The following is a 23,228-nucleotide window of genomic DNA, read 5'->3' as shown; positions in this document are numbered from 1 at the left end:
CACAACCTAACTAAATAACCGTTGAGCAGTGGCAGAACCAGCAACAATGCCGCCCCGCTCTAATTCGGCATAAAGACCATCGATATGATGATGAATGCTACTAACTGCCATCGCCGTTAAATTAATGCCATTATCATCAACCAAGCGACCCTGCTTTGTCTCAGCAATTGCCGCACCTTCCGCTAACATTTTCTCAAAGGGCCGCTCTTCAACTGCTACCAGTGGCAGCTCAAGTAAAAAAGTAAGTTGGCTAACTGGCTCAGCAGGGTTTAATTCGCTACTGAAGAACAGTAATTGCTGCTGATTAAAAAATTCAAAGGAGCGACCATTCGCGCTAAGACGAAAGCCCCTTGCTTGCAGCAAAGCCCCTAAATCATTCCAGCTTAAGGGGGTGCTATCAAAAAGTATATTAATACTCAGCTGTATATCGGTTTGGGCTGCCAAGGCATCTAATTCTTTAGCGCTATCTAGCATCGCGTTAACCCCAGGCATGTCAATTTGTGCGCCTAAAGCTTCTGCTAAATTTTGGCAATGAGTGAAAAAATCGGATAAGTCAAAAACCTCAATTGGCCCTTGTCGATTGGCGAGTTGCATTGCCAACTGTAATTCACTATAAGCAGAGCCCGCTTGAATTTTTTCCCAAGTATCGCCATCAATCCAATTTGCCTTTAAGCCTTCAGCCCCCCAATTAAATTGAAAACGAGGCCAGGTGGCAATTTCTGCCAAGATCTCCGTTGCCTGAATCGGCTCAGTAAAACGCAAGGTCACGACACAATCAATGCGAGGATCAATAGTCATCTTGCTGCTATTTGTTGCTGAATCAGCGAGCAATGAAGAACTCATTGCAGGATCGCTTTCACCAAGAGAAGGTTCATGTCGTTGCTGCGATCCCAGCTCAGGATCAAATTTTCCGGTGCTCCTCATTTCATTCAATTTGCGGCGAGCGCGCCCATGCCTAAAATTGACAATCACCACTAACAGTAATAAAAAAATCCCAATGACAACTAAAGCCAATTGCAGGTCTGACAGTCCTAATTTGCCAATCATTTCATTTATTGGCATTTAAGCCGGCTCCACCATCGATACCGCCGAAGAAATATCGACTGCCACTATGCGCGATACACCTTGCTCCTGCATGGTCACGCCAATGAGTTGATGAGCAATTTCCATGGTAATTTTGTTATGCGAAATAAAAACAAATTGAGTCTTAGCTGACATTCTGGCAACCATTTCGGCATAGCGTAAGGTATTTGCATCATCTAAGGGCGCATCCACCTCATCTAATAAACAGAACGGCGCAGGATTTAATAAGAAAAGTGAAAAGACCAAGGCAATTGCAGTTAAGGCTTTTTCTCCACCCGATAAAAGGTGAATTGAACTATTTTTCTTGCCAGGCGGTTGCGCCATGACCAGCACACCGGAATCTAAAATCTCCTCGCCTGTCATCACTAATTCGGCATGACCACCACCAAAGAGCTCAGGGAACAAACGACCAAAGTGTGCATTAACTTGATCAAAAGTGCCTTGTAATAAATCACGAGTTTCAGCATCAATCTTGGCAATTGCATCGGTTAAGGTTTGCATGGCCTCGTGCAAATCAGCCGATTGGGCATCAAGGAATGATTTACGCTCACGCGAGCTCACCAACTCATCTAGCGCAGTCATGTTGACAGGGCCCAATGATTGAATTTCATTATTCAAGCGGGTAACCTCGCTTTGTAAACTACTGACTTTTAAATCAGTGCTAAAGCGAACCTCAAGACTATCAAGATCAGCTTCAGCATCTGATAATAAAGTGGCAAATTGCTCATAATTGAGACGTGCAGCCTGTTCCCGTAATTGCAAGTCAGTCGCTTTATCACGCAATGGTTGTAGGGTACGCTCTACCAACATCCGTGCTTCATCTGCTTCACGCAACTCATGTAGTAATGCATCCTGTTCTGTACGCGCATTCGCTAAGGCAGTTTCACGATCAGTACGAGTCACCAGTAAAGTTTGTAACTTATCCTGAGCATCTTCATCACTTAAACCTGCTAACTCAGTTTCAGCGGCGGCAAATTTATCTTGAATTTCCATAATTTGGGTACGCGCCGTAGTTTGGTCGCGCTGCAAATCGGTAATTCGTTGCTGTAAAGAGCGGGCTGCAAAAGCTGCTTCCTGCGCCGCCATTTCAGCAGTTCGTAAGGCCTCACGTAGTTGGTCACGAGCCTGCGTAGCTAACTCATATTGCTGGTGAGCAGCTGTCAATTCTGTCTGCGTACTCGCTTGGGTTTGCTCGGATTGATTAAAGTCAGCTCTGGCTTGTTCTACCTGTAAATTACTTTGCTCAATTTGCTGACTTAATTCAGTTAGTTCCGTGTTAATTTGGGTAGCCCGCAAGGTATATTGCTCTTCGGCCTGACTTAACTGCATTTGCTCAACTTCAAAACCATGGGCTGTTTGCACAGCCCCCTCGGCATTGAGTCGAGCACGCTCAGCGGCTTGTAAGGCAGCTTGATAGTTTGCAGTACATTGATCTAAGGCACCTTGTAACTCGCTTTGCATGAGGCGTTGCGCGCGTAATTGTTTTTCCAGCCCCTCCATCTCTTGCGCACGAGCTAACATCCCAGCCTGCTCCGAATCAGCCGCATACAGTTGCACACCTACGCGAGTTACTAGATGACCTTGTGCGGTGACAAAGGCTGCACCAAGGGGTAATTTTTCGCGCCGCTGCAAAGCATCATCTAAGCTATCGGCGATAAAAATAGCATTTAGCCACTCTTGCAGTACTAGCTGAATACTCGATCCTGCCACACATTGCACCCGCGTCATTAAAGGGGTAAAACCCGTCGGCACATTCAGCGTCACCGTTTTTAAACCATCGGTTAATAAAATCGCCAAACGACTTGGAGGGGCGTCTTTAGCTAATGTCAGCGCAGCTTTAACATCCTTGCCAGTTAAGGCGGCAAGCCGTTCGCGTAACACCGATTCCAATGCTGGCTCCCAACCCTTTTCAACCTTAATGTCTTGCCATAGGCGCTTGCTCTCTTTTAAGCCTTTACTGTCTAGCCATGGGCCAATTTTTCCTTGGGCTTGCACACTCGCTTGCAGCGCTGTTAAGGCAGTTAATTTGGCTTCGGTTTGCGCTAGATCTTGATTTGCCGTTTGAATTTCTTCCATAGCCGCTTGACGAGCAGCATCTGTAGCGGGTACGCGCGCCTGGGTTTCTGCTGCCTGGACTTTGCTCTCTTCAACCTTGCGCGCCGCAACTGCATAGCGATCGAGGGCCATTTTTAAGGCTTCTGCATCAGGTTGTCGCAAGCCTTGCAATTCTGCTGTTAAACGCGCCTCGCGACCTTTTGCATCTTCCATTTGCTCAGCTACCGCCTTGATGCGCTCTCCTAAACTCGCTAAGCGCTGATCGACATTAGCTAAAGCAATTCGTAAGTCATCAACACTTTTTGTGGCATCTTGAAACGCAGTTTCTTTAATGGGTGCATCGGCCTGCAAATCAGCAAGCTCAGTTGACATCACTTGCTCATGGTCAGAAGCGGCACTTAATTCATGCTCGGTACTACGTTGGGCTTGCGCGGCATCGGTTTCTTGCGTGGTCCAACGCTGTAGTTGGGCTTGTAGGTCTTGGGTTTGTTGCTGTAAACGCAAGCGAGATTCCTGCACATATTTAATTTGTGACTCAACTTGACTTACATCTGAGTTGGTTTGATATAAATCCCCTTGGGCTAAAGAGACTTTATCTTGTAAGGCGTACTGCCGAGTACGCATCGTTTCTAGTTCGGTTTCGGCGTGCCGTAACTTCGCTGTTTGCTCTTCCAATTGCACTTGTGAGTCACGAATTGCATTGGCATAACGTTCTTGCTCTTTGCCTGCCTCGGTTTGGCGTACAAACCATAATAATTGCTGCTGCGCTTTCATTTCGGTTTGCAACTGGTTATGGCGCTCAGCAACTGTCGCTTGACTTTCTAAGCGCGCTAATTGCAATTCCAGCTCGCGCAAAATATCTTGTACGCGCACTAAATTTTCTTGGGTATCTTCTAGCCTTGCGGCAGTTTCTTTGCGCCGCTCTTTGTATTTTGAAACGCCCGCAGCCTCTTCAAGAAAAACCCGCAACTCTTCTGGTTTAGATTCTAAAATTCGAGAAATCGTGCCCTGACCAATAATGGCATAACCACGTGGCCCCATGCCAGTGCCTAAAAAGATATCTTGTACATCTTTACGGCGTACTACTTGATTATTAATATAGTAACTAGAATTGCCATCACGAGTTAACACCCGCTTTACCGAGAGTTCGCCAAAACTACTCCACTGCCCTTGCGCGCGTCCATCAGCATTATCAAAAATTAATTCCACACTGGCGCGGCCCGATGGTTTACGCAAACCAGAGCCATTAAAAATCACGTCTTGCATTGATTCGCCACGCAACTCACTGGCACGTGACTCACCCAAAACCCAGCGAACCGCATCAATAATGTTTGACTTACCGCAACCATTGGGCCCCACTACACCAATCAATTGACCAGGTAATTCAAAATGAGTGGGATCAACAAAAGATTTAAAGCCTGAGAGTTTGATTGATTTAAGTTGCACGGCGTACTTTGTAAAGAAAGGGATTAAAAAGGCAATTTAATGACAAATGGCACTGTGGAAGATGATAGCAAGTTAGGGGCATCAACACCCATTTTTGACCCACCGATATAATGATAATTCGTCCTCCTAGAACAAAACCCCTTAACAATCTGATAGTTAACTAAAAAGTATGAGCCAATCACCACAAAGCATCATTGAACAAGCATGGGAAAACCGTGCCAACCTTTCTATTCAAGACGTTTCCGCCGATATCCGCAAGGCTGTAATTGCAGTTCTTGAGGGTCTTAATTCGGGCCATATTCGGGTTGCTGAAAAAAAGGGCAGAGGCCAGTGGGAGGTCAATCAGTGGGTTAAAAAGGCTGTTTTACTCTCGTTTCGCCTGGAAGATAACAAGCCCATGGGAGCTGGAGGGTATACCCAGTTTTACGACAAAGTTCCCAGCAAGTTCGAAAACTTTACGGCCGCCGATTTTGCTGCTGGCGGCTATCGCGTTGTCCCGCCTGCAATGGCTAGACGAGGCTGCTTTATTGGCAAAAATGTGGTTCTGATGCCCTCTTATGTCAACATTGGTGCCTATGTAGATGAAGGCACGATGGTCGATACCTGGGCCACCGTTGGCTCATGCGCCCAAATTGGTAAAAATGTCCATCTTTCCGGTGGTGTCGGCATTGGTGGGGTACTCGAACCCATTCAAGCTGGACCCGTCATTATTGAAGATAACTGCTTTATTGGCGCTCGCTCAGAAATCGTTGAGGGTGTCATTATCGAAGAAAATAGCGTTCTTTCCATGGGCGTATACCTTGGCCAAAGTACCAAAATTTATGATCGCGACACTGGCGAAGTCCATTATGGTCGCGTACCAGCAGGCTCAGTTGTGGTGCCTGGCTCACTACCCTCAAGCGATGGCAAATATAGCCTTTACGCGGCTATTATTGTTAAAAAAGTCGATGCACAAACGCGGGCCAAAACCGCTATTAATGAGTTATTACGCGACTAAGCATGCCTTTAGCCACCCATTCGGCTACCGCCGATTTAACTGCAGAGCTCATCGCTTGCCACTCGATTACGCCAGCCGATGGTGGTTGCCAGCAGGTCATCGCTGGACGTTTAAAAGCGCTCGGTTTTGAGATTGAAACGGTGATCAGTGGTCCGGCAGATTTTTCTGTAACGAATTTATGGGCCATTAAATTAGGCAAGCTAGGCAAAGCTGGAAAAGTCTTTGTCTTTGCGGGCCATACCGACGTCGTGCCCACGGGTCCATTAGACAAATGGGATAGCAACCCCTTTACCCCAAGTGAGCGTGATGGCTACCTCTTTGGACGTGGTGCAGCAGATATGAAAACCTCATTAGCGGCTTTTGTCGTGGCCACTGAAGAATACGTACGAAGTAACCCCAATCATGCGGACACCATTGCTTTTCTCCTCACTAGTGACGAAGAAGGCCCTGCACACGATGGCACGGTAGTGATGTGTGAACGCCTCAAAAAACGCGGTCAAGCCTTAGATTACTGTGTCATTGGCGAGCCCACCTCAGTCAATCGCTTAGGGGACATGATTAAGAATGGTCGGCGCGGGTCTTTATCTGGGAAGCTCAGTGTCAAAGGCATTCAAGCCCATATTGCTTACCCTCACCTCGGTGCCAACCCCATTCATTTAGCGGCTGGGGCGATTGCTACCTTAGCCAGCACCGAATGGGATCAGGGTAACGACTATTTCCAGCCAACCACATTTCAAATCTCTAATATTCATGCTGGCACTGGTGCAAATAACATTATTCCCGGGGAAATGACCGTCGAATTTAATTTTCGCTTTTCATCTGCCAGTACCCCAGAAGCGTTACGCGCAAAGGTTAGTGCAATTTTGGATGAAGCTAAACTTGACTATGCAATCGATTGGAAGCTAGGTGCTAGCCCTTTTCTGACGCCAAAAGGGGCCTTAGCGCTTGCACTCCAAGAGGCGATTCAAACTGAAACTCAGGTAGTTACTGAGCTTTCTACCACCGGTGGCACTAGCGATGGTCGCTTCATCTCGCAAATCTGTAAAGAGGTAGTCGAATTTGGTCCAATAAATTCTACTAGCCATAAGCTCAATGAGTGTGTTTCAATAAACGATATTGAACCTCTCAAAAATATCTATCGACGCGTTTTAGAAAATCTGCTGGCTTAATCGTTATCCCTCTAAGCTGGCACTAGAATCCCTTCCGCAAAATATTCCCTTCATGGACCCTGAGCCTCTAGCGCCACAGCAGCCTTCTGCTGCTAACCCGATTTCAATTGAAGCATGCTGCCAACAGCTAGCTACGCAGCTGGCTATGGCTAACTTGCATTTTGGTCATGGTGCTATCGATGCCCAAAGCGAAGCACTCTGGATTGTCAGTAAAGAGTTGGGTTTAAGTCCCAGTGCAGCACTTGAGCAAATGCATACTGAATTAACTAGCGCACAACAAGCGCATGCCTTAGCCATTGCTACTGAACGCATTCGTAGCCGTAAGCCACTTGCATACTTACTGGAAGAGGCGTGGTTAATGGGGGTGCCATTTGATTGCAATGAGCAAAGCATTGTGCCCCGCTCGTTTATTGCCGAACTGATTACATCAGGCGATCTCGAGCCTTGGCTGCCAGCTGATGGTAAGGTACTCGACCTTTGTACTGGCAATGGCTCGCTAGCTATTTTGGCTGCCCTAGCTTGCCCCGATATTCGCGTTACAGCCTGTGATATTAGTATGCCCGCCCTAGCTTTAGCCGCGCGGAATTTAAAGCGCCATGGGTTTAGCGAACAAATAGAGCTTTTGCATGGTGATTTATTTGACGCTTTACCCGATCCGAATGAAGAAGAACGTTTTGATTTAATTATCTGTAACCCACCGTATGTCAACGACGCATCAATGCAAGCCTTACCAGCAGAGTATCAAGCTGAGCCAGCAATTGCTTTAGCGGGTGGCAGCGATGGGATGAATTTGATCCGGCGCATTATTGATGCTGCGCCAGACTATCTAAATGAGCGCGGCGCACTCTTAATTGAAATTGGTAATGAGGCCGAGCACTTTCATTTGGCTTTTCCCCAGATACCCGTTATTTGGATGGAGGTATCAGCTGGCAATCAGCAAGTGGTCCTCATTCAGGCTGAAGACTTACGCTAACTCTAAATCATTAGCCGCAGCAATCGCCTCATCAATGCGCTCAACGCTAATAATGCGTAGACCAGCAATTTTAGTTTTGGGCATATTCGCTTTAGGAATAATGGCAACAGTAAAGCCCAATTTAGCAGCCTCCTTCAAACGCTCTTGACCCCGTGGACACGGCCGGATTTCGCCAGCCAAACCGACTTCACCAAAAACAATTAATTCACGCGGTAAAGCGCGGTTACGAATCGAGGATTGAATCGCTAGCAACACCGCTAAGTCAGCCGCGGGCTCAGAAATCTTGACTCCACCAACTGCGTTCAAAAAAACATCTTGGTCAAAGCAAGCAATCCCAGCGTGGCGATGCAAGACCGCCAAGAGCATGGCTAAACGGTGCTGCTCTAAACCTACTGCCAAGCGACGCGGGTTGGGAATATGCGCGGTATCAACTAAGGCTTGAATCTCCACTAATAAGGGGCGACTACCTTCTTGCGTTACTAATACACAAGCACCTGGCACCATTTCAGCATGCTGCGAAAGAAATATGGCTGAAGGGTTTGATACCCCCCGTAAACCCTTTTCCGTCATAGCAAAAACACCAAGTTCATTCACTGCACCAAAACGGTTTTTAATCGCGCGTACTAAACGAAAACTCGAGTGGGTATCACCCTCAAAATACAAAACGGTATCGACAATGTGCTCAAGCACCCGTGGGCCAGCTAAATGACCGTCCTTAGTCACATGACCGACCAATAAAACACAAATGCCCGTGGACTTTGCAAAACGGGTTAACTGGGCTGCGCACTCGCGCACCTGCGCAACTGATCCTGGTGCAGAGCTAAAGGCTTCGGAATAAATCGTTTGAATCGAATCAACCACGACTACTTGCGGGCGCACCGTATCCATGATCATTAACAATTTTTCTAACTGAATTTCGGCCAATACTTCAAGCTGAGGGGCTTTTAAATCAATCCGTTTAGCACGCAGTGCAATTTGAGCAGCCGATTCTTCGCCACTGCTATATAACGCTGAAACTCCAGCCGCGCTCATTTGCGCTAAGGCCTGCAGTAGTAAAGTTGATTTACCAATACCAGGGTCTCCGCCAAGTAACACCACTCCGCCAGGCACTAAACCGCCACCCAGAACCCGATCAAACTCTTCAATGCCAGTAGGAAGGCGCGGCAAATCTTCCGCTTGAATGGTGGCTAATTTTTGCCGTGGAATCGCTTGTGCTAAACCCTGAAAGCGAGGTGCACTGGGTGTTTCAGCAATGCTTTCCTCCAGCGTATTCCATGCTTGACAAGTTGGGCATTGGCCCTGCCATTTAGCAGAAGTGCCGCCACAAGCTTGGCACACGTATATTGTTTTTACTTTTGCCATAGGAAATTAATCGAGTTGAGTACCCGCTTTATTTTCTTGCGCACGCCGTGGCGCATCTTTACGGCGTTTTTCTAAATCAGCGGCACGTTCAGCTTCGTCTTTTTGTTTTTGTTCAAACGCTTTTTTATTATCAGCACGTTGCACTGCTTTTGCGGGATCAGCGCGCTCAGCAGCCCGCTTGGCATCATTGGCATCTTTAATTTTGTCGCGCACAATCCGCTGGCTTTCATGTAAAGCCACTTCTTGCGCACGAATGGGATCAATTTCTTCGCGATAATCAGCGCGCGTGCCTTTTAAGCAATAGGTTACGAAGAAATCTTTGTAACATGCTGCAGAGGCTTTTTTCCAACGGTAATCAATCCACTGACGCTGTAATAGTAATTGCGCTTCAATTTTATTCAGCTCTGCTAACTCATCTTCCTCAGGAGTATTAGCCCATACTGAATTAGCGCAACACAAAATGGCAAATACCATAGTAAGCGCAGCAAATACGGCTTTCAAATCTCAACCTTTGCGCCTAATTCAACTAAGCGATTTGCCGGAATTTTGAAAAAGTCAGATTGACGGCTCGCGTTTTGATACATCCAGGCAAATATGGCTTCACGCCAAAGAGCCATGCCTTTCATATCAGTAGGCACAATGGTGTCACGCGATAAGAAAAATGAGGTACTCATCAAGTCGAATTTCAAGTTCGCTTTAGTCTCAATCAAATGCATGATTTGACTCATATCAGGGGTTTCATTAAAGCCATACACCGCCCGCACAATAAAAATATTCGGCTCAATTTCACTTAGAGTAATACGGTCTTCATTTCGCACTCGGGGTATATCCCAAATACTCACTTTCAAGAAGAAAACCCGTTCATGCAAGACATGATTGTGCTTTAAGTTATGCAAGAAAGACACCGGCAAGTAATCAACATGCGCAGTAAGAAAAACCGCGGTGCCCTCTACGCGATGGGGAGGATGCTTTAATAAGGAGCTCATGAAAGAATCGAGCTTAATGCCATTATTTACTGCCCTCTCACGCATCATTTGTCGGCCCTGATACCAGGTTAAGAGCAGCATGAAACAAATGGCACCAAGCAGTAAGGGGAACCAGCCCCCCTCTAATACTTTTAATAAGTTAGCGGTAAAGAAGGCGGCGTCGACAAATAAAAAAGCGGAAATCACAAGGGTAACTAAATAGGCATTCCAGCGCCATAAAACCCGCATCACAATTGCAGCTAAAACCGTATCAATAATCATGGTTGTTGTAACTGCAATGCCATAAGCAGCGGCTAAATTTTCAGACTTTTTAAATGCCAACACAATCACAATCACAAAGATAAATAAAATCCAATTGACTAAAGGAATATAAATTTGTCCGATCGACTTATCCGACGTATGTTGAATCTTCATGCGTGGCAAGAAACCCAACAAAATAGCTTGGCTAGTAATGGAAAATGCCCCAGAAATAACAGCTTGCGAAGCAATGACTGTCGCTAGCGTTGCCAAAATAATTAAGGGAAATACAAATATATCGGGCACCATGGAATAGAAGGGATTTTTTGCTGTCTCAGGGTTGAGTAGCAGCATGGCTCCCTGACCAAAGTAATTTAATAATAAACAGGGCATCACTAAAAAGAACCAACCCACCCGAATCGACTTAATACCAAAGTGCCCCATATCGGCATACAAAGCCTCAGCACCTGTTAGCACCAGAAATACTGCACCGAGCACAATAAAGCCCTGCAACGCATGGTTGAGCATGAAATCAATTGCGTATAGGGGATTAAAGGCGAGCAAGATAATGGGATTACTAATAATTTGGTAAATACCCATCACACCCAAAACCACAAACCAAGTAACCATGATGGGGCCAAATAATTTACCCACTAATGCCGAGCCTTTTTTCTGAATTAAAAATAATCCAGTCAAAATTGCTAAAGTCACAGGAATAACGTAAGTAGTTAAGTTTGGCGAAAGAACTTCAAGCCCCTCAACAGCAGATAAAACCGAAATTGCTGGCGTAATAATGGCGTCACCATAAAACATGCAAGTGCCAAACACGCCCATCATCATTAAGGTCATCGCACGGCGAGAGCCAACCGGTGCCGAGCGTAATGCCAAAGCCATTAAAGCTAAAGTGCCGCCCTCGCCCTGATTATTAGCACGCATAATGAAGAGCACATACTTTAATGAAACGACGATGGTAAATGCCCAAAACACCATCGAGATCACACCATAGACTGCTTCTGCTGAAAATGGAATGCCGTGGGCAACACTAAAACATTCTTTTAAAGCATACAGTGGGCTAGTACCAATATCGCCAAAGACCACACCAATAGCTGCAACGACTAGACCAGGTAAGGCACCGCGATGTTCGTGATGGGCACCATGAGAAATTTCGATAGGACGTAGTAACGTCGATTCTGAATATTCGGGATTGCTAACCGACATTACTTAACCTCAAATTGATATTGCAAGGCAATATATTACTCCTTTGAGCCCTTATTTTTCCCGATTAATTGACACAATATACCCTTAAAAGCCTGTAAGGCTCGACAAAATAGGCTTAAAAATGCTAGAATCAAAGGCTCAGACGCGGGGTGGAGCAGTCTGGCAGCTCGTCGGGCTCATAACCCGAAGGTCGTAGGTTCAAATCCTGCCCCCGCAACCAGTTTTTATAAGGCTTTAAAGGCGATTATGTCTTTAAAGCCTTTTTGGTTTTTAGTGCCTTTTAGCGTGCCTTGATCGCGATCTTAATAAACTGATCGATAAAGCCGCCCATAAACTGGTTACCAGCATGGAACATATTACCAATTAAGCGGGGATCAATGGCTTCAATATCCTCAAGATCAACTGCTGAGTAATAACGCAAGAATTTATCTTCATTGGCTAATTGAAACTGACCAACAAAACAGTTCAAGTTGCTTTGCAAAATTAAATCTTTTGCTTTACTTAAATTCTTTGCAGGAATCTCATGATCAAGATAATAAATCGACATCGTAATTAAGCCGCTTTCTTCAAAGGTATTAAAGAAGCACTGATACTCAATTTTAGAATTACTCGATTCAACGGTTAATTCCCACTGCGCGCCATTACCATCGGGATCGATTTCAATCGAATCTTGAAAGCCTAAGCTTTTAGCCCAACGCATTAAAGCGTAAGTAATGGGTTGTAACTGCGATAGCGTTTCAAGTGGCTGATCAAAAGTTTCAATTTGCACTTTTTTCACTGCAGTAGAAGGGGTCGCTTTAGCATTCGATCTAGCGGCTGACTTCTTTGCTGCTGGCTTTTTCGCTGCAGGTTTTTTTGCTACTGGCTTAGCTGCGGCCTTAGCAGTTGGCTTTTTTACTGCTGGCTTTTTAGTGGCAACGCGCTTAACACCTTTTTTAACTGCTTTTTTAGAGGCCATTTTTTTACTTGGGGATTTCTTGGTGGCCATGGTCTTACTTTCTACTGTTGGTGGATAAAATGAATCACGCTATTTTGCACTATTTTTGGTCTTTACTTAGTCTAATTTAAGGCCGATATTTTTAACAACTTTGCCATACCGCTCTACTTCAGCACGTATCATGCTGCCAAATTGATCGGGCGAATTACTGATGGGTTCTGCACCATTCTTCTCCATCAGCACTTTAAAATCAGGCGTAGCCACAATACTGACCAACTCTTTGTTTAATCGCTCAATAATTGGCTTAGGGGTGCCAGCCGGAGCTAAAACTCCCAACCAAAGTGCCGCCTCAAAGCCGGGGTACCCGCTTTCAGCAACCGTAGGTACATTTGGTAAGGCAACTGAGCGCTTAGCACTACCTACTGCCAAAGGCCTGACTTTATCTGCTTTAGCATTTTGTAATAAAGCGGGCATTGAACCAAACAATACCTGAACTTCATTCGACAGAATTGCTAAATCGGCTTGGGCATTTCCTTTATAAGGAACATGCACCACTTTAATGCCCGCCACATCATTTAACATTTCCATCGCTAAATGGGTGGTTGAGCCATTGCCGGCTGAAGCATAATTGAGTTTGCCAGGTTGGCTTTTGGCTAAAGCTACTAACTCTGCCAAATTATTTGCGGGCACTTTGGGATTCACTACTAATAAATAGGGTGTTACCGCTACCAAAGAAATGGGCATAAAACCCTTAACAGGGTCATACGGTAACTTCGAATAAGCCCCTGCAGCAACGGCATGAGTGCTGGTAGTGCCGATCGTTAGGGTATACCCGTCAGGCGCTGCTTTGGCAGCCAACTCTGCACCAATCGTGCCGCCTGCTCCAGCCCGATTTTCAACAACTATCGTCTGGCCAAGGCGCTCACCTAACTTCTGCGCAACGATTCGACCGACAATATCAGTAGAGCCCCCTGGCGGAAAGCCAATAATGAGCCGAATCGGTTTATTGGGGTAATCAGCTTGAGCGTGCACCGAAAACGGCATAAAAATAGTGCCCACCAGAAATGCTAAGCAAGCAACCAAGTTCGGCAAGTATCCCATCAAGCATATCTCCTATTAATTCATGTTTTTTCTAATAATTGATTTTGATTCTAGCATTGAAGTATGGCCTTGTAACTGATGCTATAGTAACTAGCAATTTCCATTTTATCCCCCTCAAAGGACCATCATGAGTACCGAATTTGTTATCGCCGCCCCAAAAGTCAACTCCATTCCAATTGAGGGTGATAGCCGTCGCTTTCCTGTTAACCGCATCTATTGTGTAGGTCGTAATTACGCTGACCATGCCCGTGAAATGGGCCATGATCCCGACCGTGAACCGCCCTTCTTTTTTATGAAGCCAGCCACTTCAATTGTGACCGATGGTAAAGACATGCAATACCCCTCTTTAACGCAAGATCTGCATCATGAAATTGAAATGGTCGTAGCTATTGGTATTGGTGGCTCTAACATTGCACCCGCTGATGCACTTAATCATGTGTGGGGTTATGGCGTGGGTCTTGATATGACGCGCCGCGATTTACAAGGTGAGGCAAAAAAAATGGGGCGCCCTTGGGATACCGGTAAAGCCTTTGATGAATCAGCACCCTGCGCAAGCCTTGTTCCAGTCAGTCAATGCGGCCATCTGGCCAAAGGACTCATTAATCTCAAAGTCAATGGCGTGATTAAACAAGAAGGTGATCTTGCCATGATGATTTGGATTGTGCCTGACACGATTGCCTATCTATCTACCTTATTTGCACTAGAACCAGGTGATTTAATCTTTTCTGGCACCCCTGCCGGTGTAGCTGCAGTAAAAAAAGGGGATGTGCTTGAAGGTTATGTCGCTGGCTTGCCAATCCTTAAAACCAAGATTGCTTAGTTAGCAATACACTAGTAAGGACCTCTCGCAATTCATCCTTAATCTAAAATCATTAAGTGCTTGATTTACTTTAGAAAAGTGCCATTTCGTTTTTTCAAAATGGCACTTTTTTCGTATATCAAACTACTTTTTCATCAACCACATTTGCACTTTCCTCTTCCGCCTTGCTCTCAGAATCGGGTTCAGGCTCATCCATTGCAAGAATCGGTAGCTGGGCTTTTTCTATAACCTGCTGCACATCCCTTGCTTCAATCTGATTAAAGTAACTTAAAGCTTGGTAAGCCTTAAAGATACGATTTTGTAAACTCGTAGCTATCCGGTTATTGCGCTCTAAATCCATCACCTCATACATTTGCTCAGCGCGGATACCATTAATAATGAGTTGATAGCGCGCCGGATCCTGTGCCCAGGTTAGGTGATCGCCAAACTTTGAGGTTAGAGAATTCATGAGCTCAGTTAGGTTTAATGTGACAGCTGATTTTTGGTAGCGCTGGCCAAGCACCATCAAAAATGAAGCATTTGCGGGTTGATTTTGCATGATGTAGTGATACAGATCAGGAAAGTATTCCTTAATCTGTGGCACGATGCGATCACTAAACTTTACACGTAGTTCTTCTGCTTGCTGCCACACCAAATCGAGGTAGATGGCATACTTTTTTTGTCCGCCATCATTCTCCATAAAATACCAAGCCGGAAGCGAATTGCCAAGCATCGCACTTAAGCCTGCACGTATAGTAAATTTTTGTACAATATCGAGGGACTGCATCGCTGCTTCAATTTTGATTTTTTCAACAGCCATCATGCGCTCAAGGCCTAAGCTTGCTTGCTCAATGGTTCGTAATACCAACTGCCTACTGGGATCATAGGCCTTCCACTGATCGCACATCGCTTCAAACTCAACTTGCTTTTGTGTGACATCTTCACTGGGTAAATAGCCCTTAGTAAAGATATTCCCTTTGCGCGCATTTTTTGCTACTATCTTTTTGCCGGCAATAGATTTAGGACCGGTTTGCTTCTGAATGGTTTTAGCCATTTTAAATCTCCTAATAATAGGTTAATGACTTTCTCACAGCGAGAAAATCTTCTATTATTTTCTAGGCACTTTTTTGGTAAATACCCCCCGGAAACAAACCCAAAATCTAAAAATTATTCTTTTATTTGCAAATTTTTTCTAAAGGCTTTTACTTGCAGGCGTTCTGCTTTCCACTCTTCATAGGTTTGATTTTTTTTGAGTAAGGCTTGGCGGTAAGACTCATAGTCCTCTAAGTGTGTCAATACCTTACCAATTTGCGCTAATTTAAAAAAAGGCATGGCAAATTCAACAAATGGAGTTTGCTCATCACCCTTATTATTGATAGTTGGCTTTATTTCTGTGCCCTCATTCCAGCTGGACCAAATTGCGCTAATAAACTGAAAGCGCAATAACTCTTCATCGTTTCTACCTTCCTTACGAACACCTCCAAATGAGATGCGGGTAACTTTTTTACCTTTGTAACTGTTGTAGGGTGCTGCGCGGTGCTCTTCGCAATTGAGAATCGCTTGGGTAATGCGAATGGATGATCTTAAGGTCGCGCGCTTAAATCTGGCTTTTTCTAAAAGTTTGCGAATTTTTTCTTGAAGCGCTTGTTCATGGGTAGGCGGATCCCCTGAAATATCAATATAACGCCCCTTACTAACCTCAACGCCGCGTCCCATAGCTATTTATTTGCAAAGCTAGATTTCCACTTCACCCCAGCGCCCTCTTCTGGCGTGCCGATGAATTCGATGCCGGCATCTTCTATTGCACGCTGTACTGCGTCCAAAGTTTTTACCTGACCTGACGGAATACCTTCGGAGGACTCAAGTCGAACAATGGTAGTAAACGCCACACCAGATAGTTCTGCAAGTTTGGTAGCAGTAATGCCCAAAAGAGCGCGCGCGGCTTTTATTTGACTACTTGTAATCACAATAATAATTAGCTATAATAGGATAAAATATTCTAGTAGTTCAATATTTTATTGTTTATAAAGGATAAAAAATGCTTATTAATCAAGATTTTACACAGGATCGCACTAAATATATAGGGGGGTCTGACATTGGCGCCATTTTGGGCTTATCCAAATTTCGCAGTGCCCTTGATGTCTGGATGGAAAAAACAGGTAAGGAGGTGAAAGCCTTGGATTCCCTGCCGCTACGCTTTGGGTCCTTTGCCGAGGAGTTTGTTGCTAGCGAATACGCGCGTTATACAGGGCTTGAGCTTATTCATGATGAATCCATTTACCTACATTCCCAGTACTCCTATATGAGCGCGCACATCGATCGCTTTGTTCATGGTGATGGTATTGCTATGGCACCAACGAAGATTTTGGAATGCAAAACAGCAAACCCATTTACCCAAAGTGATTGGGGTGATATCGGATCCGATCAGGTACCCATGAGTTATTTGTGTCAGTGCGCTTGGTACCAAGCAATTACAGGGATTGATGAAGCAGATCTGGCAGTCCTTTTTGGTAATAGTGACTTTCGGATCTACCAAATTCTGCGTGACAAAGAACTAGAAGACCTCCTATTAGAAAAGGCCTCTAGCTTTTGGCAGGACTATGTACTAAAGGATCTTCCCCCACCCCCACAAAGTGAAGCTGATTACCAGGCTCTCTTTAAGCGCGGCAATGCAGAGCAATCGATTGAAGCCAATTTAGAAACCGTGAAGCAAATTACCCGCTTACATTTACTCAACGCAGAAATCAGTACTAAAGAAGAAGAGATCTCAGTAATTAAGCAGCATGTAATGGGGCAGCTAGAGAATGCTGAGTTACTTACCTATCAAAATCAAACGCTAGCAACCTGGAAAGCGCCCAAGCCCAGCTTTCGCTTAGATACCAAGCGGTTAGAGCTTGATCATCCAGATCTATGCGCTAAGTACAAAAGCCCAGTACAGAATTCACGGCGCTTATTAATTAAAGAGTTCAAAACCAATTAGGAGAAAGCCATGAAAAGAAAAACTGCAAATAGTCCTAAGGAGCTACACACAATTGTAGATTTGCGAGAGGATCTACTTGAACCAATCGCTCATGAAGCTTCTCAGATATCTCAGATAAGGCAAATAAGGGGTGCGGCCCACAATCAGCCCATAGATTTAATTGAGCAGCTCATTGCAAAAGAAGTTACTAAAACCGCCAGCATCCTTGGCTTAGAGCACGAGGAGCTAAAAGCCTGGCTTGACTTAAACCCATTGGCACCCGCCAAAGTAATTCTTTCTTTACTGCGTACCGCAAGTGAACACCGGCTTGACCCAATCAAAGATGAAGTAAGCCTCACTCAATATGAAGATGGATCTTGGCAAGTCTTTATTACTGTAGATGGTTGGTCTAAATTAATGAATCAACACCCCGCCTTTTGCGGGATTGAGTTTACTGAATCACCGGAAAGCATTAATAATGTTCCCACTTGGATTAGCTGCTCTATTTACCGTACTGACCGAGCTATTCCAACGACGGTACGCGAATACTTGCTTGAAGTCCAAAACGATCACGCTATCTGGCAAAAAATGCCTAGAAGGATGCTGCGCCACCGAGTTATGCAGCAGTGCGCCAGAATTGCTTTTGGTATTGGTATGTCTGAAGCAACACCTAAAACTATTCAGGCTATTGCGCAAAAGAGTGCGCCAGGGCAACCCCTACAAGCTAAAACTGATCTCAATGGGAAGGGGCCGAGTCGAGCAACTACATTAAAAGCATTCTTATCAAAGCAAGATGAAGTAAGTTGTAATTATAAAAATACTAGTTAGTTAATTTGGCCCTCTAGGACTTGAGTCTGGGCCTAGGAAATTAGATTAATTAACTCTACAAGCGTTACTGAAAGTAATGATCAATAAAATATAAATCCTAGCCTTAATCTAGCTCAAGCTTAATTTACGTATTGAAAAGTTGTATAACCATAACTATGAATTCTTTTAAATACCACGTTTCCGATAACGAAATCACCGACCTTAGGTCGCGGCTTGCACTAACACGTTGGCCGGATCAGGCGCCAGATGCTCCCTGGGCCTTCGGTACTGATGTTGGTTATTTACACAATCTAGTAAGATATTGGCTCAGTGACTTTGACTGGCGTGCCCAAGAAGCTGACCTCAATGCCTTTGTCCAGCATATGGTTCCTATCTCTGGAATAAACATCCATACGCTTCATGTTCAGGGAAAGGGGCCAAATCCGATGCCCCTACTTTTATTACACGGTTGGCCAGGTTCAGTATTCGAGTTCCTTGACATCATTCCACGTTTAACAGATCCGGCTGCTTTTGGGGGTGACCCAGCCGATGCCTTTACGGTAGTGGCGCCCTCCTTACCCGGCTTCGGTCTTTCATTCCAGCAGGGACAAAAACGCTTTGGAGTAAAGCAGATGGCTGATATCGTTGCCGAGTTAATGTCAGCACTTGGTTATGATCAATTTGGCGTTCAAGGTGGTGATTGGGGCTCTACGATTTCGACTAGTCTGAGCCTGCATCACGCTGATCGACTTAAAGGCATTCACCTTAACTTTCTTGGCGCGATAAAGCGCGATCCAGCACTTTATCAGGATCAATCGCCTGAAGTTCAGAACTTTGTTGCCCAACTAAAACACTTCAATGCCGAAGAAACTGGTTACCAGTGGATCCAGGGAACGAAGCCCCAGACTCTATCCTTCGCTCTAATCGATTCCCCAGTAGGACTTGCAGCTTGGATGGTTGAAAAGTTCCGTAGTTGGACAGATTGTGGCGGCAATCCCGATAGCGCCATCAACCGTGACAAGATGCTAGCAAATATCAGTTTTTATTGGTTCACCGGTTGTATTGGTGCTTCGTTTTGGCCATATTACGACCGGCTACATAGCCCCTCAATAGTGCCTGAAGGAAAAACTATCGATGTGCCGATAGGCTATGCGCAGTTCCCATTTGAAATCCTGCGTCCTCCACGGATAATTGCAGAAATGGTCTTCAGCAATATACGGCGATGGAGTGTGATGCCCAAGGGAGGCCATTTCGCCGCAATGGAACAACCTGCTGCATTGACATCTGAAGTTCTAGAGTTCTTCAGAGAGTTACGCTAGTTTTTTGCAATACTAGGACTTCAGTATTGTAAGTGGCTATCTTGACAGTAGTTCGGTATCCTTAATTTATCCGGGCTCCTCTTGTTGTTGATTTTGCAAGTACCCCAGATTTTTTTAGCAATCGCTAGAAGGTCCATGGTTATCTTCAACGAATTGTTCTGATATCTAGTTATTCTTAATAAAATTAAATAGTTATAGTGGATAAAAATGTTTTGGATGGTAGCTAATCCATGGTTGTGCTGCCTCAAAAGCAGAGGCAGCCCTAAAGATATCAACCTCAGAATTAATCTTAGAAACTAGTTGTATCCCTACTGGTAATCCTGCCTGGGTAAATCCAGCGGGAATTGAGGCCGCAGGCTGCCCAGTCAAATTGAATGGGTAAGTGTAATAAACCCAAGAAACTATATTTCTATCTATTAATTTTGGTGGCGTATTCAAGCCTATATCAAATGCTGCGCATGGTGAGGTTGGCGTAAGTAATAAATCAAAATCTTCGAAAAAAATCCTTACCTTTTCTCTAAATTCATATCTTTTAAAAACATTGGAGTAATACTCTTCTGAAGTTTGGCTTAGGGCATTATCTAAAACACTAGCTACGGCTTGATCTAATAATTCACGCTGGTCTCTTAACGTATTTTTTAACCGCACTCCGACACCAGCATAAAATTCAGACATCCATAATTCAATTGGGTCAGACTCAAAAAATGAATCAATCTCAATAACTTGACAGCCTAAATCTTCAAAAATTTTGACTGCCTTCTCGAGAATCGCGGTCACCTCTTTGTCAACATTAGCATACCCAAGCGTCTTACTCCAAGCAATCCGCATACCCTTAATAGGCTGATCGCATGCAGCTAAAAAATCAGGTACAGACTCAGATAAAGAAAATGGATCACGCCTATCAAAGCCACTAATAGCTTTTAGCAAAAGTGCAGCATCACGAACGGTGCGGGCTAATGGACCAACGTGCGCTAGCGTAGGAGTAGCGGATACAGGAAAAATAGGAACCCGTCCAAACTGGGCTTTAATTCCAAAAATACCTGATAGAGATGCGGGTATACGTATTGACCCACCTCCATCAGTTCCTAGACCAATAGAAGTAATGCCAGCAGCTATGCTCGCAGCCGCCCCAGCACTTGATCCACCGGGAGTTTTACTGAGATCCCATGGGTTACAAGTTATCCCAGTTAAAGGAGAATCGCCTACCGCCTTACATCCAAACTCACTGGTAGTCGTTTTACCTATTAAACACCCGCCAGATTTAAAAAGCCGCTCAACAGATGGAGCGTCATATAGGCCAATATTATTAACCAAGGCTCTTGAGCCTGAGGAAAAAGGTATATCTTTTACTGATATGAGATCTTTTACTGAGACGGGAAGTCCATGCAATAAGCCAAGAGGTGCGCCATCCATTACCGCCTGCTCCGCTAATTTTGCCTGATGCATCGCGAACTCTGGCGTATAAGTAGCGAAACAATTAAGTTTAGACTCCAAAGCCTCTGCTTGATCGAGAGTCTCCTTCATTAACTCAACTGGAGAAATTTCTTTTTCTGCAATCGCTTTTGTTAATTCAATCGCAGATCTACCATTAGCTATACCACTCATCATTAATCCTATTTTAAAAAGCGATCATAAGGGTATTCAAATTGCTCCAGATGTCATATTAAATAATGGTATTTCATGAGCTATACAAGTAGAAAATTTCCTATTGATAAACTCTCGATCCAATCCTTTCCCAATTAGAACGAGTCGGCAAATCTTGGTAGTTTACCCATAGACATCAAGAACTTTATTGTAAAAAGCTTCCAAGGTTATCTGGCAAAATATAGATGGCCTTTTATTATTAATTGAAATACAAGAGAGAACCTTAAATCTAGTCACCACTAGACGAAAGGTCAATTAGTATGTTCCCTAACTAATTAAACTGCACTTTCTGAGAGTTCGAATACTTTTTAGGTATATCTGCCACCACAACTAAAGGGTAAACATGAAAAAAGCTACTAGTATTAGGTTCTGCTTATTCATATTTCGCGTTCCTTTATAAAGGATTAATTAGTTAGAATATTGTTTTAAATTATAGAAATATTATTTTTACTAGATATGAACCTGTGCCTGAAGTCATTAAGGTAGAAAATTTGTTGTGAAGGTATTTTCTAATCCCTCTAGCTGGGTATTGATATAAGGATAAATCCAGAGCACCATTAGCTGAGTGTCCAGTTAGTCGAACTGGGTGTCCTCGATCAGGACATAGATCACATCTTGCTCCACTTTCACCGGATACGTCTTTAGGTCGATGCTGACCGGCGCATTTTTAGCTTTTCCAGTAGGAACATGAAACCGCCCCTGGTGCAACGGACATTCGATGCAGTCGTCGATCACCAGCCCGTCCGACAGACGGGCTGTCTGATGCGTGCAACGATCTGCCGTTGCGTAAAAGTTTCCTTGGATCTTATACAGGGCGACTTCATGCTCCCCTTGATCGCCAAGAAGTACTCCTAATACGTCGTCGTCCTCAATATTCGATGTCGCGGCGGCTCGATGCCATTTGCCCGGTTTCGTACCTATCATTTCAAACTCCTCCATTCCCCCTGTGCTGTGATTTTCTCACCCACCGATCATATACTTACTGCGCACGTGGGGCATGTCGCAACCGTATAAACTTACGAAATAGATCCACATGTACGCTGAAATATCCACCTGAAGACACGGTCACCTTGTCCCTAACCTGAAGATGAAATTTCGGCAGAGCGTGAAATGGTATATACGCGCATAGGTGGTGTTCTGCGTGATAAGGCATGTTCCACCAAAGGATGCGGATAAATGAATTAGTCAGCGTGGTTCGAGTATTAACCCTAGGATCTGATCCTTCGGCGCAGCCGGTATGCTCCGCAACCCGAATCCACCGCGCATATGATTCCCCTACGACTCGCGGTAAGAGCCAGTAGATAACCGGTGCCCAAGAGCCATAGGCAACTGCAACGATTCCAACCGTGGCGTAGATGAAGAGCATGATGCGCGCCTGACGTATCAGAACAGGAAATTGGTCCTCGGGCGCATACAATCTTTCTGCTGGATCTATGCGGCCAAGAGCGTGGCCGAACAGGTAAGATAGATTGCGTTTCCATACCATCAGTCCCGAAACGTAGAACAGGTATTCCTTCAGTGTGATCGGTTTCGGCAGCACCATTGCGGAATCCATGCGCCGTACCTGAGTATACGTATGGTGAAACGCATGGTGATACCTAAACCAGTGAGGCGGAAAAATATAGATCAACGAGCAAATCCACAAGACGGCCTCATTGAGCCGCAGCGTCCTGAAAGCCGTGCCGTGAGCCGTCTCGTGCATGGGCGCAAACAATGTCGCCAGCATCGCGCCGTGCACAAAAATCGCCGGGATAATCCACATCGTCCCGAGACTGACGTAAACGAGCCATCCGGTGCATGCAATTACCCCGAAGTGAAATGCAAAGAAAAGCAGTCCAGCATAGTTATTACGCTTCGCAAGCCGCTTCAGATTTGCGCGCGGAATTATCTGCTCCCGCACACTTACTAGTTCGTCAAGCTCTTTCATTTCGATTCACTCATAGTCATGTCGATCGTAGCTCGCCTTACTTACTGTTTAAGTGCAAATTTACGTAACTTCAGTCTATCTTTCAATAAATCAATAATTGCAATAACTCCGACAATCACAACAAAAGATGCTGTAAAAAAAGCGGCTATATACAGATACTGAGGTGAACAAATAAAGGTTAAGAAATAAATAAAAAGGCTAAAACACCC

General features: G+C 44.8%; 20 protein-coding genes and 1 tRNA gene. 8 read left to right on the top strand and 13 right to left on the bottom strand.

The window, feature by feature from the left end:
• Positions 1-6: 6 nt before the first annotated feature.
• Both LZT22_RS04270 and smc read right to left on the bottom strand, forming a co-directional pair.
• Positions 7-1,062 carry a cell division protein ZipA C-terminal FtsZ-binding domain-containing protein gene (locus tag LZT22_RS04270; protein ID WP_233923830.1) on the bottom strand — a complete coding sequence of 352 codons (1,056 nt, stop codon included), beginning with the start codon at positions 1,060-1,062 and terminating at the stop codon, positions 7-9.
• Positions 1,063-4,584: a chromosome segregation protein SMC gene (smc, locus tag LZT22_RS04265; RefSeq protein ID WP_233923829.1), complete on the bottom strand. Its 3,522-nt coding sequence runs from the start codon at positions 4,582-4,584 to the stop codon at positions 1,063-1,065.
• A 169-nt stretch (positions 4,585-4,753) separates the two neighbouring features.
• Here smc and dapD point away from each other — a divergent pair, with 169 nt between their 5' ends.
• From dapD to prmB, 3 genes are read left to right on the top strand one after another with little or no spacing between them, the layout of a single operon-like run.
• Positions 4,754-5,581, top strand: coding sequence for a 2,3,4,5-tetrahydropyridine-2,6-dicarboxylate N-succinyltransferase (gene dapD, locus LZT22_RS04260; protein ID WP_233923828.1), 828 nt, complete (start codon positions 4,754-4,756; stop codon positions 5,579-5,581).
• A 2-nt stretch (positions 5,582-5,583) separates the two neighbouring features.
• Positions 5,584-6,750: a succinyl-diaminopimelate desuccinylase gene (gene dapE, locus LZT22_RS04255; RefSeq protein WP_233923827.1), complete on the top strand. Its 1,167-nt coding sequence runs from the start codon at positions 5,584-5,586 to the stop codon at positions 6,748-6,750.
• Between the two features lie 52 nt (positions 6,751-6,802).
• Entirely contained in the window at positions 6,803-7,723 is a 921-nt protein-coding gene (gene prmB / locus LZT22_RS04250; RefSeq protein ID WP_233923826.1) for a 50S ribosomal protein L3 N(5)-glutamine methyltransferase, read from the top strand.
• Here the strand turns inward: prmB and radA are convergent.
• Genes radA through LZT22_RS04235 form a run of 3 tightly spaced genes read right to left on the bottom strand, consistent with a single transcriptional unit; the run spans position 7,715 to position 11,526 of the window.
• Positions 7,715-9,085, bottom strand: coding sequence for a DNA repair protein RadA (gene radA, locus LZT22_RS04245; RefSeq protein ID WP_233923825.1), 1,371 nt, complete (start codon positions 9,083-9,085; stop codon positions 7,715-7,717). The two genes, prmB and radA, sit on opposite strands and share 9 nt — an antisense overlap.
• 6 nt (positions 9,086-9,091) lie before the next feature.
• Positions 9,092-9,586, bottom strand: a complete 495-nt coding sequence (locus tag LZT22_RS04240) for a hypothetical protein (RefSeq protein ID WP_233923824.1) — start codon at positions 9,584-9,586, stop codon at positions 9,092-9,094.
• Entirely contained in the window at positions 9,583-11,526 is a 1,944-nt protein-coding gene (locus LZT22_RS04235) for a potassium transporter Kup (protein WP_233923823.1), read from the bottom strand. Before LZT22_RS04235 ends, LZT22_RS04240 begins: the two co-directional genes overlap by 4 nt.
• A gap of 143 nt (positions 11,527-11,669) precedes the next feature.
• On the opposite strand from LZT22_RS04235, the gene LZT22_RS04230 reads away from it, so the two are divergent.
• A tRNA-Met gene (locus LZT22_RS04230) sits at positions 11,670-11,746 on the top strand.
• 60 nt (positions 11,747-11,806) lie between these two features.
• On the opposite strand, the gene LZT22_RS04225 is transcribed toward LZT22_RS04230, so the two are convergent.
• Complete coding sequence (locus LZT22_RS04225) at positions 11,807-12,514, bottom strand: hypothetical protein (protein WP_233923822.1); 708 nt, start codon at positions 12,512-12,514, stop codon at positions 11,807-11,809.
• A 66-nt stretch (positions 12,515-12,580) separates the two neighbouring features.
• Positions 12,581-13,564, bottom strand: coding sequence for a tripartite tricarboxylate transporter substrate binding protein (locus LZT22_RS04220; protein WP_233923821.1), 984 nt, complete (start codon positions 13,562-13,564; stop codon positions 12,581-12,583).
• A gap of 127 nt (positions 13,565-13,691) precedes the next feature.
• On the opposite strand from LZT22_RS04220, the gene LZT22_RS04215 reads away from it, so the two are divergent.
• Positions 13,692-14,384, top strand: a complete 693-nt coding sequence (locus tag LZT22_RS04215; RefSeq protein WP_233923820.1) for a fumarylacetoacetate hydrolase family protein — start codon at positions 13,692-13,694, stop codon at positions 14,382-14,384.
• A gap of 118 nt (positions 14,385-14,502) precedes the next feature.
• On the opposite strand, the gene LZT22_RS04210 is transcribed toward LZT22_RS04215, so the two are convergent.
• From LZT22_RS04210 to LZT22_RS04200, 3 genes are all read right to left on the bottom strand, one after another.
• On the bottom strand, positions 14,503-15,417 hold the full coding sequence (locus LZT22_RS04210; protein WP_233923819.1) for a hypothetical protein: 915 nt from the start codon (positions 15,415-15,417) through the stop codon (positions 14,503-14,505).
• 113 nt (positions 15,418-15,530) lie between these two features.
• Positions 15,531-16,079, bottom strand: a complete 549-nt coding sequence (locus LZT22_RS04205; RefSeq protein WP_233923818.1) for a hypothetical protein — start codon at positions 16,077-16,079, stop codon at positions 15,531-15,533.
• A 2-nt stretch (positions 16,080-16,081) separates the two neighbouring features.
• Positions 16,082-16,330 carry a helix-turn-helix transcriptional regulator gene (locus LZT22_RS04200; RefSeq protein ID WP_233923817.1) on the bottom strand — a complete coding sequence of 83 codons (249 nt, stop codon included), beginning with the start codon at positions 16,328-16,330 and terminating at the stop codon, positions 16,082-16,084.
• Positions 16,331-16,401: 71 nt separating this feature from the next.
• On the opposite strand from LZT22_RS04200, the gene LZT22_RS04195 reads away from it, so the two are divergent.
• The 3 genes from LZT22_RS04195 to LZT22_RS04185 all read left to right on the top strand — a co-directional run bounded on the left by LZT22_RS04195 (position 16,402) and on the right by LZT22_RS04185 (position 19,448).
• Positions 16,402-17,343, top strand: coding sequence for a YqaJ viral recombinase family protein (locus LZT22_RS04195; protein ID WP_233923816.1), 942 nt, complete (start codon positions 16,402-16,404; stop codon positions 17,341-17,343).
• Between the two features lie 9 nt (positions 17,344-17,352).
• Entirely contained in the window at positions 17,353-18,150 is a 798-nt protein-coding gene (locus tag LZT22_RS04190) for a recombinase RecT (RefSeq protein ID WP_233923815.1), read from the top strand.
• Positions 18,151-18,305: 155 nt separating this feature from the next.
• Positions 18,306-19,448 carry an epoxide hydrolase family protein gene (locus LZT22_RS04185; RefSeq protein ID WP_233923814.1) on the top strand — a complete coding sequence of 381 codons (1,143 nt, stop codon included), beginning with the start codon at positions 18,306-18,308 and terminating at the stop codon, positions 19,446-19,448.
• Positions 19,449-19,640: 192 nt separating this feature from the next.
• On the opposite strand, the gene LZT22_RS04180 is transcribed toward LZT22_RS04185, so the two are convergent.
• The 3 genes from LZT22_RS04180 to LZT22_RS04170 form a co-directional block, all read right to left on the bottom strand.
• Positions 19,641-21,053 (bottom strand): amidase, encoded by a 1,413-nt coding sequence (locus tag LZT22_RS04180; RefSeq protein ID WP_233923813.1) that lies wholly within the window; start codon positions 21,051-21,053, stop codon positions 19,641-19,643.
• Between the two features lie 612 nt (positions 21,054-21,665).
• Positions 21,666-22,031 (bottom strand): non-heme iron oxygenase ferredoxin subunit, encoded by a 366-nt coding sequence (locus tag LZT22_RS04175; protein WP_233923812.1) that lies wholly within the window; start codon positions 22,029-22,031, stop codon positions 21,666-21,668.
• 40 nt (positions 22,032-22,071) lie between these two features.
• Complete coding sequence (locus LZT22_RS04170) at positions 22,072-23,019, bottom strand: fatty acid desaturase (protein ID WP_233923811.1); 948 nt, start codon at positions 23,017-23,019, stop codon at positions 22,072-22,074.
• Positions 23,020-23,228 lie beyond the last annotated feature (209 nt).

This window comes from Polynucleobacter sp. IMCC 29146 (assembly GCF_021395195.1).
Lineage (GTDB): Bacteria > Pseudomonadota > Gammaproteobacteria > Burkholderiales > Burkholderiaceae > Polynucleobacter.
This window is presented reverse-complemented; position numbering and strand designations above follow the sequence as displayed.

Coding starts and splice junctions, on each gene's coding strand:
- LZT22_RS04270 (WP_233923830.1), bottom strand. CDS start 1,062: ATGCCAATAAATGAAATGATTGGCAAATTAGGACTGTCAGACCTGCAA.
- dapD (WP_233923828.1), top strand. CDS start 4,754: ATGAGCCAATCACCACAAAGCATCATTGAACAAGCATGGGAAAACCGT.
- dapE (WP_233923827.1), top strand. CDS start 5,584: ATGCCTTTAGCCACCCATTCGGCTACCGCCGATTTAACTGCAGAGCTC.
- prmB (WP_233923826.1), top strand. CDS start 6,803: ATGGACCCTGAGCCTCTAGCGCCACAGCAGCCTTCTGCTGCTAACCCG.
- radA (WP_233923825.1), bottom strand. CDS start 9,085: ATGGCAAAAGTAAAAACAATATACGTGTGCCAAGCTTGTGGCGGCACT.
- LZT22_RS04235 (WP_233923823.1), bottom strand. CDS start 11,526: ATGTCGGTTAGCAATCCCGAATATTCAGAATCGACGTTACTACGTCCT.
- LZT22_RS04225 (WP_233923822.1), bottom strand. CDS start 12,514: ATGGCCACCAAGAAATCCCCAAGTAAAAAAATGGCCTCTAAAAAAGCA.
- LZT22_RS04220 (WP_233923821.1), bottom strand. CDS start 13,564: ATGGGATACTTGCCGAACTTGGTTGCTTGCTTAGCATTTCTGGTGGGC.
- LZT22_RS04215 (WP_233923820.1), top strand. CDS start 13,692: ATGAGTACCGAATTTGTTATCGCCGCCCCAAAAGTCAACTCCATTCCA.
- LZT22_RS04210 (WP_233923819.1), bottom strand. CDS start 15,417: ATGGCTAAAACCATTCAGAAGCAAACCGGTCCTAAATCTATTGCCGGC.
- LZT22_RS04205 (WP_233923818.1), bottom strand. CDS start 16,079: ATGGGACGCGGCGTTGAGGTTAGTAAGGGGCGTTATATTGATATTTCA.
- LZT22_RS04195 (WP_233923816.1), top strand. CDS start 16,402: ATGCTTATTAATCAAGATTTTACACAGGATCGCACTAAATATATAGGG.
- LZT22_RS04190 (WP_233923815.1), top strand. CDS start 17,353: ATGAAAAGAAAAACTGCAAATAGTCCTAAGGAGCTACACACAATTGTA.
- LZT22_RS04185 (WP_233923814.1), top strand. CDS start 18,306: ATGAATTCTTTTAAATACCACGTTTCCGATAACGAAATCACCGACCTT.
- LZT22_RS04180 (WP_233923813.1), bottom strand. CDS start 21,053: ATGAGTGGTATAGCTAATGGTAGATCTGCGATTGAATTAACAAAAGCG.
- LZT22_RS04175 (WP_233923812.1), bottom strand. CDS start 22,031: ATGGAGGAGTTTGAAATGATAGGTACGAAACCGGGCAAATGGCATCGA.
- LZT22_RS04170 (WP_233923811.1), bottom strand. CDS start 23,019: ATGAAAGAGCTTGACGAACTAGTAAGTGTGCGGGAGCAGATAATTCCG.